General features: G+C 34.4%; 12 protein-coding genes. 5 read left to right on the top strand and 7 right to left on the bottom strand.

Annotated elements, in window-relative coordinates:
* Positions 1-11 precede the first annotated feature (11 nt).
* Positions 12-632, bottom strand: coding sequence for a VanZ family protein (locus tag LAB100_RS07085; RefSeq protein ID WP_162894218.1), 621 nt, complete (start codon positions 630-632; stop codon positions 12-14).
* A gap of 113 nt (positions 633-745) precedes the next feature.
* Here LAB100_RS07085 and LAB100_RS07090 point away from each other — a divergent pair, with 113 nt between their 5' ends.
* The gene (locus tag LAB100_RS07090; RefSeq protein WP_119326500.1) at positions 746-2896 is read left to right on the top strand and encodes an LTA synthase family protein; all 2151 of its coding nucleotides are present in this window, start codon (positions 746-748) and stop codon (positions 2894-2896) included.
* A gap of 173 nt (positions 2897-3069) precedes the next feature.
* Positions 3070-5217 carry an LTA synthase family protein gene (locus LAB100_RS07095; RefSeq protein WP_119326501.1) on the top strand — a complete coding sequence of 716 codons (2148 nt, stop codon included), beginning with the start codon at positions 3070-3072 and terminating at the stop codon, positions 5215-5217.
* Positions 5218-5783: 566 nt separating this feature from the next.
* Here LAB100_RS07095 and LAB100_RS07100 read toward each other — a convergent pair.
* Positions 5784-7286: an ATP-binding protein gene (locus tag LAB100_RS07100; RefSeq protein WP_119326502.1), complete on the bottom strand. Its 1503-nt coding sequence runs from the start codon at positions 7284-7286 to the stop codon at positions 5784-5786.
* Positions 7286-8035 carry a winged helix-turn-helix domain-containing protein gene (locus tag LAB100_RS07105; protein WP_119326503.1) on the bottom strand — a complete coding sequence of 250 codons (750 nt, stop codon included), beginning with the start codon at positions 8033-8035 and terminating at the stop codon, positions 7286-7288. The genes LAB100_RS07100 and LAB100_RS07105 overlap by 1 nt, the downstream gene beginning before the upstream one ends.
* 98 nt (positions 8036-8133) lie before the next feature.
* On the opposite strand from LAB100_RS07105, the gene LAB100_RS07110 reads away from it, so the two are divergent.
* Complete coding sequence (locus LAB100_RS07110; RefSeq protein WP_119326504.1) at positions 8134-8910, top strand: Cof-type HAD-IIB family hydrolase; 777 nt, start codon at positions 8134-8136, stop codon at positions 8908-8910.
* Between the two features lie 70 nt (positions 8911-8980).
* Here LAB100_RS07110 and LAB100_RS07115 read toward each other — a convergent pair whose 3' ends face one another.
* A complete protein-coding gene (locus LAB100_RS07115; RefSeq protein ID WP_119326505.1) occupies positions 8981-9976 on the bottom strand; it encodes a zinc-binding alcohol dehydrogenase family protein in 996 nt (331 codons plus the stop codon).
* 203 nt (positions 9977-10179) lie between these two features.
* Positions 10180-10851, bottom strand: coding sequence for a hydrolase (locus tag LAB100_RS11695; RefSeq protein WP_246001291.1), 672 nt, complete (start codon positions 10849-10851; stop codon positions 10180-10182).
* A 315-nt stretch (positions 10852-11166) separates the two neighbouring features.
* On the opposite strand from LAB100_RS11695, the gene LAB100_RS07125 reads away from it, so the two are divergent.
* Positions 11167-11715 carry an NADPH-dependent FMN reductase gene (locus LAB100_RS07125; protein WP_119326506.1) on the top strand — a complete coding sequence of 183 codons (549 nt, stop codon included), beginning with the start codon at positions 11167-11169 and terminating at the stop codon, positions 11713-11715.
* 95 nt (positions 11716-11810) lie between these two features.
* Here the strand turns inward: LAB100_RS07125 and LAB100_RS07130 are convergent, their stop codons facing one another.
* A complete protein-coding gene (locus tag LAB100_RS07130) occupies positions 11811-14441 on the bottom strand; it encodes a glycoside hydrolase family 3 protein (RefSeq protein WP_119326507.1) in 2631 nt (876 codons plus the stop codon).
* Between the two features lie 505 nt (positions 14442-14946).
* Entirely contained in the window at positions 14947-15138 is a 192-nt protein-coding gene (locus tag LAB100_RS07135; RefSeq protein WP_119326508.1) for a hypothetical protein, read from the bottom strand.
* Between the two features lie 82 nt (positions 15139-15220).
* On the opposite strand from LAB100_RS07135, the gene coaBC reads away from it, so the two are divergent.
* Positions 15221-16411: a bifunctional phosphopantothenoylcysteine decarboxylase/phosphopantothenate--cysteine ligase CoaBC gene (gene coaBC / locus LAB100_RS07140; RefSeq protein ID WP_119326509.1), complete on the top strand. Its 1191-nt coding sequence runs from the start codon at positions 15221-15223 to the stop codon at positions 16409-16411.
* Positions 16412-16430: the final 19 nt, after the last annotated feature.

Here is a 16430-nt window from a genome sequence, read left to right on the forward strand (position 1 = left end):
CGAAGAAAATTTCAAATTTTTATTAGTTTTTTTATCCATTTTCCAACAAAATATAACAAATATCCTACCGCAGCGCCGAGAGTATTGAAAATTACATCATCAATGTCAGTTACACCGGTGTTTAAAATAAACTGCAGCGTTTCTATTGATGTTGAAATCAAGGCTCCAATCAAAACAACCTTGAAAAAACCAAAGTGTCTTTCAGTCAATGCCGGAATAAATGCTCCCATTGGTACGAACCACACAATATTACCATATAAGTTATAAAAAAAGTCGACTAAAGACTGACCTTTTGATAATTTAAAGGTTTCTATGAGTGGTATTAGATTAATTTGGGACAACGGACGGTGAAAATAAAATTTGAATTGCCAAATGAAATAGCCATCCCGAAAAACTGTCAAAGCAAAAAGTAGGAAAAGATAAAATGTAAACACGATCAATCCTAATTCTCGACTGAAAGATGTTTTCTTTTTCTTAATTTTTATCCAAATATACCTCAAAACAATATAAAACAAGGTATACAGTATTGCCTTATCGACAGCATAAAAGGAAAGCCGAATCAATGGAAAATGATTAATTTTCATTGCATATAATTTATATATGTAATCATACAACGGTCCTAAAAATATCATTTTGCTCATTCTTTCCCACTTTTTACCTATAACGTATTATACTAACAATTAAGTAATTTATTTAGAGTTTTAAATAGATTTATTAAAGAATTTTTACAAACAAGGAATTATCAATGAATAAATTAAAATATATTTTGAGTAAAAGATTAGGATTCATGTCTTTATTAATCTTTTTACTCTGGATTAAAACCATTATTGCCTATTATTTGGACTTCTCTCTTGGCGTTTCGGACCCGTTACAGCACCTAATTTTAATTATCAATCCAATTGCAACGGCAGTCATTCTTTTGAGCATAGCGTTATACATTAATCGCTCTAAAGTTTCGTATATCGTTATAGGTGTTATCTATATTTTAGAGTCAATTCTCCTCTATGGTAACATTCTTTATTATCGCGAATTTAGTGATTTTCTATCATTTAATACTATTGCTGGAGCTACCAAAGTTTCTAAAGGTTTAGGCAGCAGTGCCACAAATCTAATTCAATCCCATGATTTTATTTATGATTTAGATTTCATTATCATAGCAATATTATTACTTACCCATTATATCAAAATTGACCCTCGTCCAATGAGAAAATTAACCGCAATTGCCACAACTTTTTTAGGTATTTTCTTATTCTCATTTAATTTAACAATTGCTGAATGTAATCGCCCACAATTACTAGGTAGAACTTTTGATCGAGCTTATATTGTAAAGTATTTAGGTTTAAATACCTTTTTGGCTTACGACTCGATTAAAACTGTTCAAAATAATCAAGTTCGTTCTGAAGCTGTGGGAACAGATATGGACGATGTTTTGTCCTATTTAAATCAAAACTATGCTAAGCCTAATCCTTCATATTATGGAAAAGCTAAGGGCAAAAATATTATTGTTATTCACTTGGAAAGCTTCCAACAATTCTTAATCAACGATAAAGTTAATGGACAAGAAGTAACTCCATTTTTGAACAGTCTATATAACGATAAAAACACAATGTCCTTTGATAATTTCTACCATGAAGTTGGTCAGGGAAAAACCAGCGATGCTGAAAATATGCTAGAAACCGGATTATTTGGTTTACCAGAAGGCTCACTTTTTTCAAAATTAGGTAGTGATAATACATTTCAAGCTGCACCTGCCATTTTGGGACAAAAAGAAGGTTATACAAGCGCCGTCTTCCATGGTAATATCGGTAGCTTTTGGAATCGTGATAATGTTTATAAAAATATGGGCTACAACTATTTCTTCGATTCTAGTTATTTCAATAAAACAGCTGATTCCAGTCTAGAATATGGTATGAAAGATAAATTAATGCTCTCCGAGAGTGCTAAGTATCTCGAACAATTACAGCAACCGTTCTATGCCAAATTTATTACGGTTACTAATCATTATCCTTTTGAACTGCCTGATGAAGATAATGACGGATTCCAAGCACCAGATACTGGTAACAGTGCAGTTAACAATTATTTCTTAACTGCTCATTACTTGGATAATGCTTTAAAGGAATTTTTCGATTACCTCAAGTCTAGTGGCATTTATGACAATTCTATGATTGTTCTCTATGGTGATCACTATGGACTCTCCAACAGTCAAAACCCTGACTTAGCTCCACTACTAGGGGTTGATGCCAATGATTGGACTGATTTTAATAACTCGCAAATGCAAAAAGTACCATTTATGGTTCACATGAAAGGTCTAAAAGGTGGCATCAACCACACCTATGGTGGAGAAATCGACGTCTTGCCAACACTTTTGCATTTAGCAGGTATCAATACTAAACAATACGTTGAATTGGGTACCGATCTTCTATCTAAAGAACATAAACAAATTGTGATTTTTAGAAATAAAAATTTCATTACTCCAAATTACACTGTCCTAAAAGATAGCGATGGTAATCCCGAAGTATTCAAGAATAAAACTGGCGAACAAATTGATCTTGACCAAAATCCTGTGTTGAAACAAAAAGTTGCCAAATGGCAAAAATATGTTAATGATAAGCTGAAATTGTCAGATACTATCAATAACAAAAATCTCTTACGTTTCTATACTCCTAGTGGCTTTACTCCAGTAGATCCTAAGAATCAGAGCTATCAAAATGAAATTCAAAAGTTAGTTCAAACTAGAGATCAACTTGGTCTAAAATCAACTAGTGTTTACTCCCAGAATAATGATAAATCGACTACAGATTTGTATAATACCGATGCTCCGGAATTAAATGGTGATCGTACTGATATTGATAGTTGGTCTAGTATTTTAAAAGATACAAATGACAGTTCCAAATAAGATTAAAATAGCATCTATTAAGAGCTTTAAGTATAGCTCTTTAATAGGCGCTATTTTTGTCTTCATATCTAGAATTTACCAACTATAATGATGTTTACATAGAAGCTAGCTTTTTTTATTTTCCGAAATAACGTATTATTAATCGGTGAACTAATTTAATTATGAGGAAAAAAATGAAAAAAATTCAAACCTTTTTAAACAAACGATTAGGCTTTATGACCTTTTTAATCATTTGTTTATGGTTAAAGACGGTTATTGCCTACTACATAGACTTTTCTTTAAGTATTGAGAATTTATTGCAACATTTCTTTGCAATAGTAAATCCCTTTGCAACAATCGTTTTATTAATGAGCTTGGCTCTTTATATTAACAAAGCAAAAATCTCCTATATTGTTATGGGAGTAATATATATTGCCGATTCGCTGTTTATTTATGCCAACATTCTTTATTATCGTGAATTGTCCGACTTTATCTCTGCAAGTACCATCGTCGGTGTTGGTAAAGTTGCCAAAGGTTTAGGCAGCAGTACCGTTGGCTCGATGCAACTACGAGATATTATTTATTTAATTGATTTTATTATTATAATTCTATTATTTGCAACACGTTTCGTAAAAATCGATCAACGTCCTTTTAGAAAAATAAATGCTTTGGCTACCACTTGTCTAGGAATTGCCTTATTCTCAGCTGATTTGGCAGGTTCTGAAGCCAATCGTCCCCAATTACTGGGGAGAACCTTTGATCACTCTTATATCGTCAAATATTTAGGTATTAACACTTTTTTAGCTTATGATGCCGTTCGTTCTGTTCAAAATGACCAAGTTCGTTCTAGTGCAACTGAAACGGAAATAGACAGTGTTTTAGATTATACAAAGCAAAACTATGCTGCACCTAATCCAAAATATTTCGGTAAAGCTAATGGCAAAAATATTATCATCATTCATTTAGAAAGCTTTGAACAATTTCTAATTGATATGAAGGTCAACGGTCAAGAAGTAACTCCATTTTTGAATAGTCTTTACAATGATCAAAATACTATTTCGTTTGATAATTTTTACCATGAAGTAGGCTCTGGCCGAACAAGTGATGCAGAAACTATGCTTGAAAGTGGTCTTTTTGGATTACCTGAAGGATCATTTTTCCAAAAACTGGGCGGTGATAATACTTTCCAAGCTGCTCCGGCCATCCTAGGTCAGAAAAAGGGCTATAAGAGTGCTGTCTTCCATGGTAATAGTGCTAGTTTCTGGGGCCGAAATGTTACCTACAAGAATATGGGTTACAATTATTTCTTCGATGAAAGTTACTACGATGTTACTCCCGGTTCCCTATCAGAAAACAATTACGGTATTAAAGATAAACTATTGTTCTCCGAAGGCGTTAAATATTTGGAACAAATGCAACAACCCTTCTACGTTAAGTTTTTAACCGTTACTAACCATGTAGGATATCCCCTATCAGATGAAGACAATGGCGATTTTCAAACATCAGATACTTCTATCGATACAGTCAACCGTTATTTCAAAACAGCTCATTATTTAGATAAATCAGTAGAGGAATTTTTCAATTATCTCAAAGCAACTGGATTGGATAAAAAATCAATGGTCGTTTTATATGGAGATCATTATGGCTTAAATTCAGAACAACATGCCGATGGATTATCTACACTATTAGGTAAAACTCCAGATACTTGGACCGAATTTGACACTACTCATACCATGCAAAAAGTTCCATTCATGATTCATATGGATGGTCTCAAAGGTGGAATCAATCACACTTATGGTGGCGAAATTGATGTTCTACCAACACTTCTACACTTAGCAGGTATCAATACTAAACAATACGTTCAAGTTGGAACTGATCTTTTCTCTAAACAGCATAATTCAATCGTGGCATTTAGAAATAAAAATTTTGTTACTCCACATTACACCGTTTATCGTACTAACGGAAAGACTAGAGTTTATTCTAATGACACCGGCGAACAAGTTGACATGCGTGATAATCCTGAATTATTAACCAAAGTTGAAAAATGGGAACAAGAAGTTGATTTAAGATTGAAGACTTCTGATAGTGTTAATAACAAAAATCTTTTGAGATTCTACACCCCGTTTGACTTTATGCCAGTCAATCCAGCTAATTACTCTTATCAAAACCAAGTTCAACAAATGGAAAAAATTCGTAATGACCTTGGTGATAAATCAACTAGTTTATATTCGAAAAACGGTAACAAATCAACAACCGATCTTTATAATACTGATGCAGTCCAGCTTCAAGATGACCGTACTCCAATTGACAGTTGGTCATACTTAAATAAAGACAAGAAATAAAATCGATGATAATAAATATGTCGTCCTCCGCAACAAGAAAATTTGGCTGGAACGCTGCGGGCACAGATTTGAACCAACTCAAGTTCAGAGTTGTTTCAAATACTGGCCTTTCTTCTAAGTGAGTTCCTCACTAAGAAGAATTTCGCGGCTGAGCCAATTTTCTTGTTGCTCCGGACTGGTATATTACTTTATTGATTATTTGATTAAAAAAAAGAACAGAATTTATTGAAAAAAATCAAGGTATGTAAAATATACCTAAATCTTCCAATAAATTCTGCTCTTTTTTAATAAAAACAGTTCCAATAATACAGTTTTAATAGATAAATCTAGATTCCAAAAACACAGTCGGGAGTAAAAAATCTGTGGACCCTCAGTGGTGAAATTCTACTTAGCTCACGTAGTGAGTTTAGTAGAAGACCGAGCTTGGAGACAATTGCGAATTTCAATTGGCTTCAAGTCGTGTCCACCACGTTCCAGCGGTCCACAGATTTTTTACGGACGACGGAATCCTTCCATCAACTTAGTTAATATTAGTTATAACCAAGCTTAAATTCTACAAATACCCTTTATTGGTCTTGTTGATTTTTTTCGTTTGGTTTATGTTCATAACCCTCATCAAAGAGTGTCACGATAAAGGTTGTTCCTTCGTTAAGCTTACTCTTAACTTCTATTTCACCGCCATGATTTTCAACCAATTGGTGAACAATAGAAAGTCCTAAACCAGATTCACCATACTTACGATTTTTACGTGATGGATCTGCTTTATAATAACGATCCCAAATATTCTTTACTTGATCTTCAGACATCCCAATACCAGTATCAGAAACAGTAAAAATTGAAGCATGACGGTCTTCATCGCGACCACCGCTGATAAATATTTGTCCATTATTAGTAAACTGAATAGCATTTTGCATGATATTGAAGATCACTTGTACAAAACGATCATAATCAGCATATGTCTTCAATTCGCCTTCAAATGGCTTCAAAATTAATTCATCTTTTGATGATGCAGCTTTCTTTTCCAATTGTGAAGTAATATCTTGCAACGGTTTATTAGCATCAAAAACACGTTTTGCCATTGTAATTTGATTAGTTCGTATCTTTTCATAATCAAGATTCTCATTAACTAAACGAATCAAACGCTTTGTTTCATTACGCATTAATTGGATACTTTGACCTTTGGATTCTTCTGGAATAGCATCATAAGCTAAACCCTCCAGCAATCCATTAATTGTCGTCAATGGCGTTCTCATTTCATGGGAAGCATCGGCCATGAATTCCTTACGACGTTGCTCCTGACGTTTAATTTCTTTATCTGAAGCCTCTAATGACTTAACCATTTGATTAAAATCATCGGCTAAATCATCAAGTTCATCGCGACCTTTACTTTCAATGTGAACTGAAAAATCATTATTGGCAACTTTTTTAGTAGCTCCTCGTAAACGATTGATACGATTGACTTGATATCTCGACAGCAAAAAACTCAAAATAATTGCCGCTAACAATGAAATCAATAAAGCAAAATACAAACGACTATTTATCTCACCGATATTAGTTTGAAGCTCAGAAACATCCGATCCCGCCCAAACGGCTGCAACCAATTTTCCATTTTGGAACCAAGGTGTCAAAACATAAACATAACTGCGGTTATCATCCTTGCGAAGCCTTGGATTGCCTGCAGTATTCTGAGGCTTTTGGACATTACGAATTGTCTTACCTTGCTTCAGTTTATTCCAATATGACTGTTTCAAATGCAACTTAACATTTGTTGGTGGAGTTGGATAAACTTGATTATTATCATAATCAAAAATCGCAAATTGAACATTTCTCTCCGAAAGAACTTGTTCAACTGTTCGAATATTATCACCAGTTATATTATGAATTTGCCCAGTTTTTGGATCAGTTTTCAAAGCTATCTTCTCAAGATTACCAGCATAACTCTCCAAACTCTTATAAGTCCGGTTGTACTCCCAATTAGTTGAGGCACTAGTTACAGAATACAAAATAATCCCAAGCGTTGTTAAAATAACAATCAAAAAGCTCAGCATATTTTGGTAAATTAATTTCATTAGGCTTTACTCTTTACTCCTGAATCGTCAAACTTATAACCAACGCCCCAAACGGTTTCAATAACTTGAGGACCAACTTTTTCAATTTTTTGACGAAGTTTTTTGATATGAGCATCAACGGTTCTTTCTTCACCAAAATAATCATAGTCCCAAACTTGTTCCAACAATTGTTCACGTGAAAAGACTTGCTTTGGCTTACTTGCCAAGGTTTTCAAAAGATCAAATTCCTTAGGTGTTAAATCAGGGATTTCTTTACCGTCTAGATAAGCTTCACGAGTATTTGAATTTAACTTAAAGAATCCTGTATTAATATCAAAGCCATCATCAGCCTCTTCTACTTCTGCATTAACCGGAGTATTTTCAGCTAACTTTTCTGCCAAATTCTCATCACGTCGATGAATTGCTTTCATTCTAGCAATCAAAGTAATGGGACTGAAAGGCTTAGTTACATAATCATCAGCGCCAAATTCTAATCCAAGAACTTGATCACTTTCAGTATCTCGAGCTGTCAACATAATAATGGGCACTGTTTTAGAAACTTTTCTAATTTCTTTAGCAACTTCCATACCATCTTTGCCAGGGAGATTAAGGTCTAAGGTAATCATGTCCCACTTATCTGGATCTTCATTAAACATATCAACGGCTTGATTACCATCATAAGCAAAACTTGCTTCCCATTTTTCTTTTTGGAAAAACATGCCCATCATTTCAGATACGGACTTGTTATCCTCTATCATTAAAATCTTCATAAATATATCACTCCATATTTAAAGTTAAGACTATCTCATTACAGAAAAAATTGTTACCATATTGCTAGTATACAAAATAAAATTAGGTTGGTGATCTTTTGCAAGAAAATTATCGAGGAACTGTCTTTTTTGATTTGGACGGAACCCTCCTAAACAATCATTCTCAGGTTGACGAGTCCGTGGTACAAGCTGTCAAAGAACTCAAACAGAATAATTATTTACCCGTTATCAGTACTGGACGAGCACCTATTGAAATTGATGCTGTCACAAGTACTACCGGTATTGATACTTATATTACTTTAAATGGTGCATTTGTCCAATCTCAAGACAAAGTCGTTTACAGTAATAATATAAAACCAGAATTGGTTAAAGAAATAATCGACATGGCTCATCAAGCTGGCGATTCAATTTACATGCATTCAACCGATAAAACTTTTTTAAGTGGTGAAACACCTTTTATTACAGAATTTTTCCACAAGCTAAGTTTAGATATTCCTGAAATTGATCCTGATTTTTATCAAAAAGACGATATTCCAATGTTTGTCATTCTTACTGACAGTGACGGCAAAGAATATCAAACTAAATTCCCCGAGTTGCAATTCTATAACACAGGCTATCATTCAATCGATACTGTTGCCAAAGGCGTTTCCAAAATGAGTGGAATCAAACACCTACTCAAAGAATTAAAAATGGAAGACAAACCTGTCTATGCTTTTGGCGATGGTACGAATGACCTACCAATGATCAAATACGCTGACTACGGTATTGCCATGGGTAATGGTATAGCTCCGGTTAAAGATGCTGCTACTTATGTTACCACTGAAAACGTTAACGGTGGTATCGTTAATGGTTTAAAACATTTCGATTTAATTTAAAATAAGAAAAACATCTATTTGAAGTTTATTGATACCTGTTACGATATCATATCCCCAAATAGATGTTTTTTTATGCTTTAATAACAACTTTCCCCATCATATGGCCGCCTTCAACTAATTCAGTAGCTTTCTTAATATTCTCTAAATTAAAGCCATGGAATACCTTAGTTACTGTCGAATGAATCATGCCACTGTCTAAACCGACTGCTAATTTTTCCAAATAAGCTCCTTGATCAGACATTGACTCCAACTTGAACTTTGCCTTAGTAAACATCCACTCCCAAGCAAAGTTAACTGACTTTTGTTTCAAATCCATTACTTGTGATTCACGCAGATTGGTGATAGTAGCAAAAGTTCCAAATGGTTTAATCAATTCTACGATCTCTTGCCAATGAGGATCATTATCACTCAAACCGATAATATAGTCGATATTTTCAATTCCTAAATCATGAATTTGTTTGACTAAATCTTGATGATGATTGACTACTAAATCGGCTCCGAGGTTTTTTACCCACTTAACCTTCTCATCAGTCGATGCAGTAGAAATAACTCTTAAACCGGCTAAATGTGCCAATTGAGTTGCAATTGAGCCAACACCACCTGCTCCATTAATAATCAAAATAGTTTTATTTCGATTGTCGACAGCTGGATCAATATCTAACTTTTCAAATAACAGCTCGCTTGCCGTTAAAGTAACTAACGGCATAGCAACACTTTTTTCAATTGAAGTTTCTTTAGGTGCATGAGCTACAATTCTTTCATCAATCAACTCATATTCTTGATACGAACCATCACGAGTATAATCGCCGGCAAAAAATACCTTGTCACCAACTTGGAAATTCTTTACTTTATTTCCAACGCCCTCAACAATTCCATAACCGTCATATCCTAAAATCTTGGGAGCTTTTAATTCACCAGCAATATTTTTACGCGTAGCAATATCAACGGGATTGACCGAAACTCCCTCAATCTTAACCAACAAATCACGTTCCTTAGCAACTTCTTGAGTTTTATCAAATTCAACAAAACTAGTTATCTTATTATCAGTTACACCAAATGCTTTCATTTATCTGACCTTCTTTTCAATAACTCTATCTTACAATAAAAAGATCATTGAAAACATTTTCTGCCCCTCATGATAATATAATATTTATTTAAACATAAAAAAAGCCCTATAATTATTAGACATCTTTGTCATCTTAATAATTGTAGGGTTCTTTCTATAGATGGTAAATTTGAAACGAGCTACGATAAGGCAACTCTTGGTTCTTAACCAATAATTTCAACTGTGGCACTTGTAATTCCGTATGATGGAATCATGCTATTAGGCATTGCCATATCAATTTGATATGGATTGTCATAGGCAAATGTACCTGTATCGTTTACGGTACGATAATAGACATCACCTTGAGCTGTAGTAATCTTCAAGCTTGATCCACGAGGGATAACGCTTAAGTTTGTAGCAACTCCTGAATAACCCATATCTGATCCTAAAACAGCTGGATCATAAAAACTAATTTTGAATGTACCAACATTTTTACCTGTTGATTGCATTTCTACTGGTGGCTCTGCGGCCGCTTGTGTTATTGCTTGTTGTGAAGCTTCGATTTGTTCTGGTTGTGAATCTTGGACTGGTGCATGGTCAACATCTTGACTTGTTTGTGTTGATGTAACGTCACCCATATTTGGGTCCTTTTCACTATGACTTATACCAGGCATAAATTCCTTATTGTCTGATAATGATACTTTTTTATTTAGTGTATAAGCATCACCATTAACAGTTTGATTTGTTTCCAAACTAGTTAATGTTTTTTGAAAATCTGTTGTATTACTTACTTGGCTTGACGATGTATCTGCAGCATAGGCAACTGTATATCCCATTCCCCCTGTAACGATCAAACTAATAATAAGTAGTGCATCTAATTTAATTTGCTTTAGCAACTAATCTCTCCCCGGTTTTATGTTTACCAGAGGACACTATACAAGACGAATATAACAAACATATTACAGACACAATAAAAAAAATCACTTAGGATCATTTTTTGTAATCTAATTGTAATCAAGATCAAATATCATAATATATTTTGCCGATATATAATCTTTTGACGAAATGCTAACACATTGTGATTGATTTATCAATGTCTTTGTAACCGATTTCTATATTTTAAAAAATATTTGTTTGCGAGAACAAATATTTGTTGAATAAATTTATTTGTGATAATTTAGAAACATCGAAGGATATGGAGGAGTTTTTATATGTCAAAAAAAATTGCAGTTTTAGTTGGTAGTTTGCGTAAAGGATCATACTCAAAACAAATTGCTAAAAATCTTATGAAGCTATTCCCAAGTGACTATGAAGCAAAATTAGTCGAAATTGGTAATTTGCCACTATATAGTGAAGATATTGATACACCTGAAAGTGTACCTGCAGAATATACTGAATTTAGAGATCAAATTAAGGATGCTGACGGTGTTTTATTCGTTACCCCAGAATATAACCGTTCAATCCCTGGTGGTTTAAAGAATGCGATTGATGTTGGTTCACGTCCATACGGTCAAAGTGCTTGGGACAAGAAGCCTGCCGCTATCGTCAGCGTTTCACCTGGTGCTATTAGTGGTTTCGGTGCTAACCATACATTACGTCAATCACTAGTATTCTTGAACATGCCTGTCTTGCAACAACCAGAAGCTTACATTGGTAATGTAACTAATATTCTTGATAAAGACGGCAATGTTGCTGAAGGTACTGTTGGTTTCTTACAAAGTATCGTAGACGCCTACGTTGAATTACTTAACAGATACTAATCATCTACATATTAATAAATAAAAGGTATTCCATCAGAGATATAACATACATGTTTAAAGTATGCTTTATCTGACGGAATACCTTTTTTAATTGTTTAAAATTTCAATTTCAAAACCATTCTTAAGACATTAACTGCCGACTTCTGTAAATCACCTAGATAAAGATCGTTATTATCTTTCCATTTACCAGTCAATAAAATATGCTCATCATCAACTATTTGTGCTTCATCATTATAGATCCAATTTTTAACTCGATTATTTAAGCGCGAATTATCACCAACTCTAACCTTAACAATTACTTCACCATCAGCATCAATTGTAAAGTCATTCCACATTTCAGTTTCCACAAATTTCTTTTTCAATAAATCATAATCTTTTTTGATCTTAATATTGGCCTGACGATCAAATTCGGGGCCGAAATCACTAACCGCACTCATTAACTCTGATTTAGAACTACCAGGCATTATTAAATCATTCCCAGCATGCATGCTCTTTTTAGGATCAGCTGAACTAAACCAGTCAGTCATAACGGTTCCTTCAAAATTCCACTCATCACGTAAAATATTCGTTAAAAGTTCAAAATTTGCACCTGAGAAAGTTCCATTAACTCGATTATATGAAGACATAATTGCAACTGGTTGGCAAAGTTTGATAGCAATCTCAAAATTACGCAAATAAATTTCTCGGAGAGCTTGTTCACCAATAACACTATTACCATAATTACGAAAACTTTCTTGATTGTTACCCATAAAGTGTTTCAAAGTTACACCAATTTTAGGATGCGATTGAACTCCCTTGGTTTCAAAAGCCGCCATAGTACCAGAAAGATAAGGATCTTCAGAAAAATATTCAAAGTTTCTTCCACCTAATGGATCACGATGAATATTCATTCCTGGAGCTAGCCATAGATCAACTCCAAATTCTTTCATCTCTGTACCAACTGCAAAACCAACTTTTTCAATTAGATCTTTATTCCATGTCTGTGCTAAAGCTGTACCAACTGGCCATGCAGTTGCATAGTGAGTAATTGTTTGTTCATTTCTCTCATAGACAGGATCAACCCTAACCCCGGCAGGACCATCAGCCATAACTACAGCAGGAATCCTTTTTGATGAAATAGTTCCAGTCTGACCGGCAGCACCAGGGACCAAATCTGAAGAAATTCCAACCATACTATTTTCTGAACTGGACAATGTACCTTCAACTAAATCGACTAACTGTTTGTCGGTCAAACTTGCGATAAATTCAGCTAATTCAACATCTCCATCAAAAACATCGTTCAAAGTCTTTCCAGCTGCATCTCTAACATGCTCAATAACTTGATCTAACCCATTACCAGGCAAGTTCTCTCTTTCAGATACAAAGGTCGTTACATCAGAAGATTCTTGATATTGAACAAACTCTGTTTCTGGAAAATTATTAGCTTTAAGAATGAAGAGCGGTACATTATTTACTTGTTTTAACTCAACATTATTCTTAGTTAAAGTCGTTGGATCAATTCTTGGCTTGAGAACATCTTCAACTTTCTTTAAAATAACCTTTTCGTCCAGTTTAAATTTAGCCACAACTTCTGTTTTACGTGAACTATTCCCAACTCGAAGATAATAAGTTCCCGGAACTAAAATATAAGCTCCTAATTCAATATCAAATACACTCAAATCAGTAACTGGAATTTCAAATTCTAAGGTCTGATGTGCTTTAGGACGAAGAATTGTGGTCTTATTATAACCAATCAAATCTTGATAAGGTGTCGGGATGTTTGTTTGTGGTTTAGAAACATAAATTTGAACTGTTTCCTGACCAGCATAATTTTCATCTGTATTTTCTACATTTACTTGTAAACGAATTCGTTTTTCATTTACGTTAACTTTTTGAGATTTGATAAAGAATTTAGCATAACTCAAACCATAACCAAACTCATAACGTGGTTTAACATTAAAACTATCAAAATAACGATAACCAACATAATTTCCTTCAACATATTCAGGATTTGACATTCCAAAGTTCTCTGAGGTTGGATAATCATGATATGACTTGGCCCAAGTATCAGATAATTTACCAGAAGGCGTCTTAGTCCCATCAAGAATTTCTGCTACTGCATCGCCACTAGTCATTCCTAATTGAGAAACCAAAACGACACTATCAAGCATTGGACACTGATCTAAAAAACTAGTATCCATCACTCCGCCAACATTTAGGAGCACTACACTATTGTTATAATATTCACTCATCTGAATAATATTAGACAATTCATTATCAGTTAACTTAAAGTCGCCTTTGTGATTACGACGATCATAGTTTTCACCTGAACTTCGAGAAATCACATAAATTCCTGTTGTTGCGGCATCAAATTCAGCCACTTCGGGATCTTTAAATTTAAAAGCTGGCGCCAACAATGCCATTGGGTCATCCTTTAATTTTTCAGTATATAGATCACTTTCTCTTTGATAATATCTTTGTAACCTCATTAGCCATGATTTAGAAGTAACTGTAAAGCCATGATTTTCAAGTCCATCTAAGATACTAACAACATTACGTTGATTAACATCTCCCGAACCAGTTCCTCCCTTGACTGTAGCAAAGGCCCCACTACCATAAACAGCAACTGTTTTATTCTTCAAAGGTAACGTTTGATTTTTATTCTGTAACAAAACAATGGCCTCTTCAGCAGCACGTTTTGCCAATTCCTTATTTTCAAGTTCTCGTTGTGAAATAACGTTTTCCATCTAAAATATCTCTCCTTTGGTGGAAATGTAATTATCTTAATTTTACACTTCTCTTCACAAAAAAGTGATTGTAAAGGTTATAGTTAGTTCTTTTTTAACTGCCGTCGTCCGTGAAGTCTCTGTGGACCACTGGAACGTGGTGGGCACGAATTTAAGCCAATCAAAAAACGCGATTGTCTCAAATATAGACCTTATTCTAACCTTGCTACGCAAGCTAAGAATAATTTCACCACTGAGGGTCCACAGAGACTTTACTCCCGACTAAAAATTAGTTCTTACTATTGTTTATTAACTAAACTTACAGTAACACTATTTAAAAATATCAAAACAACACATTAGTCCGGAGCAACAAAGCCGATGGGCTCAGTAGTGAAATTCTACTTAATTCGCGAACTTTGCGGATTTAGTAGAAGGTCGAACTTGAAGACAATGCGAACTTCATTGGCTCCAAGTCGGCCCACTACGTTCCAGCCCAATCGGCTTTGTTGCGGAGGACGGCATCTATTTATTTTTTAAAAATATACTTACGTAAAACATATTTATGAATCAAGAGTAACAGCACAATTAAAATTATGCCAATAATTATTTCACTTGTTAAAAAGCTCAACCCTAACGCCTGAACGATGTTAAGCAATGGATCATTAAAAATAGATATCAATAATAAAAATAAAATTATATCAGCTGTATAAATATTCATTGAATCCTCCTAATAAGAGCATCATATCATAACCCTAAAACAGGTATAATATAGTAAGAAAAAATTTTTTTGAGGTGAAGAGATGCTCAAAGATAAACATATTGCTGTATACGTAACTGGTGGTATTGCTGCCTATAAAAGCTTAGGGATCGTAAGAGCTTTGATCAAACAAGAAGCTATTGTTCAAGTTATTATGACTGACGCTGCTCAAAAATTTGTGACGCCATTAACTTTTGCCACTCTTAGTCAACATCCTGTTATTACTGATAATTTTACTCCCCAAACTAGTCCTGATGATTTTATTCCTCACATTCAACTGGCACTTTGGACTGACTTGGCTATCGTTGTTCCCGCTACTGCTAATATCATTGGCAAAATGGCCAACGGTATTGCTGATGATATTACTTCAACTAGCTTACTTGCTACTACTGCCCCTAAGTTGATCTTTCCAACTATGAATACGGATATGTATGATAATCCAGCAGTTCAAAAAAATCTTCAAACTTTACAAGAAATGGGAATTCAAATTGTTGAACCAGCTGAAGGATTTCTGGCTGAAGGCATGACCGGCAAAGGTCGCTTGCCAGAATTATCAGTTATCATGAATGCTATTGAAAATAATTTTACTGAAAAAAAATTAGCTGGTAAAAAAGTTGTTGTCACTGCTGGTGGAACTAAAGAGGCAATCGATCCAGTTCGTTATATTGGAAATCGTTCTTCTGGAAAAATGGGACTGGCCATGGCAACTGTCGCTCGAGATTTAGGTGCTGAGGTTACTTTGATTACGACTGTTGATGCTCCATTAGCGGGTATGAATATCATCCAAGTCCAAACTGCCAGTGAAATGATGCAACAATTGCAAGACGTTTTCCCTACAACTGATGCTTTAGTAATGGCAGCTGCCGTTGCTGATTTCAAACCTTTACATGTGGCTGACCAAAAAATCAAAAAAAATGACGATGAAGATCTCTTTACTATCGAGCTCACTAAAAATCCTGACATTTTGAAAACTATCGCTGCTACTAAAAACAAACAGTTTGTCGTTGGTTTCGCTGCTGAAACGCAAAATCTTTTAAGCAACGCCGAAAAAAAATTAGCTCATAAAAATGCTGATGTAATTTTAGCCAATAATGTGGCTAATGAAGGATCTGGGTTTGGTGTTGATACAAACCGTATTACACTGCTTCAAAAAAATCATGAACCTACAACTTGGCCATTAATGTCAAAAATTGATGTAGCTAAAAAATTCTGGGATTTCTATATTAACAGATAACAAAAGACACCCTACTAAG

It is taken from the genome of Companilactobacillus musae (assembly GCF_003967595.1).
GTDB lineage: Bacteria > Bacillota > Bacilli > Lactobacillales > Lactobacillaceae > Companilactobacillus > Companilactobacillus musae.

What these genes read in the sequence shown, in the direction of transcription:
- LAB100_RS07095 (WP_119326501.1), top strand. Translation starts at nt 3,070, where the DNA reads ATGAAAAAAATTCAAACCTTTTTAAACAAACGATTAGGCTTTATGACC.
- LAB100_RS07130 (WP_119326507.1), bottom strand. Translation starts at nt 14,441, where the DNA reads ATGGAAAACGTTATTTCACAACGAGAACTTGAAAATAAGGAATTGGCA.
- LAB100_RS07085 (WP_162894218.1), bottom strand. Translation starts at nt 632, where the DNA reads ATGATATTTTTAGGACCGTTGTATGATTACATATATAAATTATATGCA.
- coaBC (WP_119326509.1), top strand. Translation starts at nt 15,221, where the DNA reads ATGCTCAAAGATAAACATATTGCTGTATACGTAACTGGTGGTATTGCT.
- LAB100_RS07125 (WP_119326506.1), top strand. Translation starts at nt 11,167, where the DNA reads ATGTCAAAAAAAATTGCAGTTTTAGTTGGTAGTTTGCGTAAAGGATCA.
- LAB100_RS07105 (WP_119326503.1), bottom strand. Translation starts at nt 8,035, where the DNA reads ATGAAGATTTTAATGATAGAGGATAACAAGTCCGTATCTGAAATGATG.
- LAB100_RS07135 (WP_119326508.1), bottom strand. Translation starts at nt 15,138, where the DNA reads ATGAATATTTATACAGCTGATATAATTTTATTTTTATTATTGATATCT.
- LAB100_RS07090 (WP_119326500.1), top strand. Translation starts at nt 746, where the DNA reads ATGAATAAATTAAAATATATTTTGAGTAAAAGATTAGGATTCATGTCT.
- LAB100_RS07100 (WP_119326502.1), bottom strand. Translation starts at nt 7,286, where the DNA reads ATGAAATTAATTTACCAAAATATGCTGAGCTTTTTGATTGTTATTTTA.
- LAB100_RS07115 (WP_119326505.1), bottom strand. Translation starts at nt 9,976, where the DNA reads ATGAAAGCATTTGGTGTAACTGATAATAAGATAACTAGTTTTGTTGAA.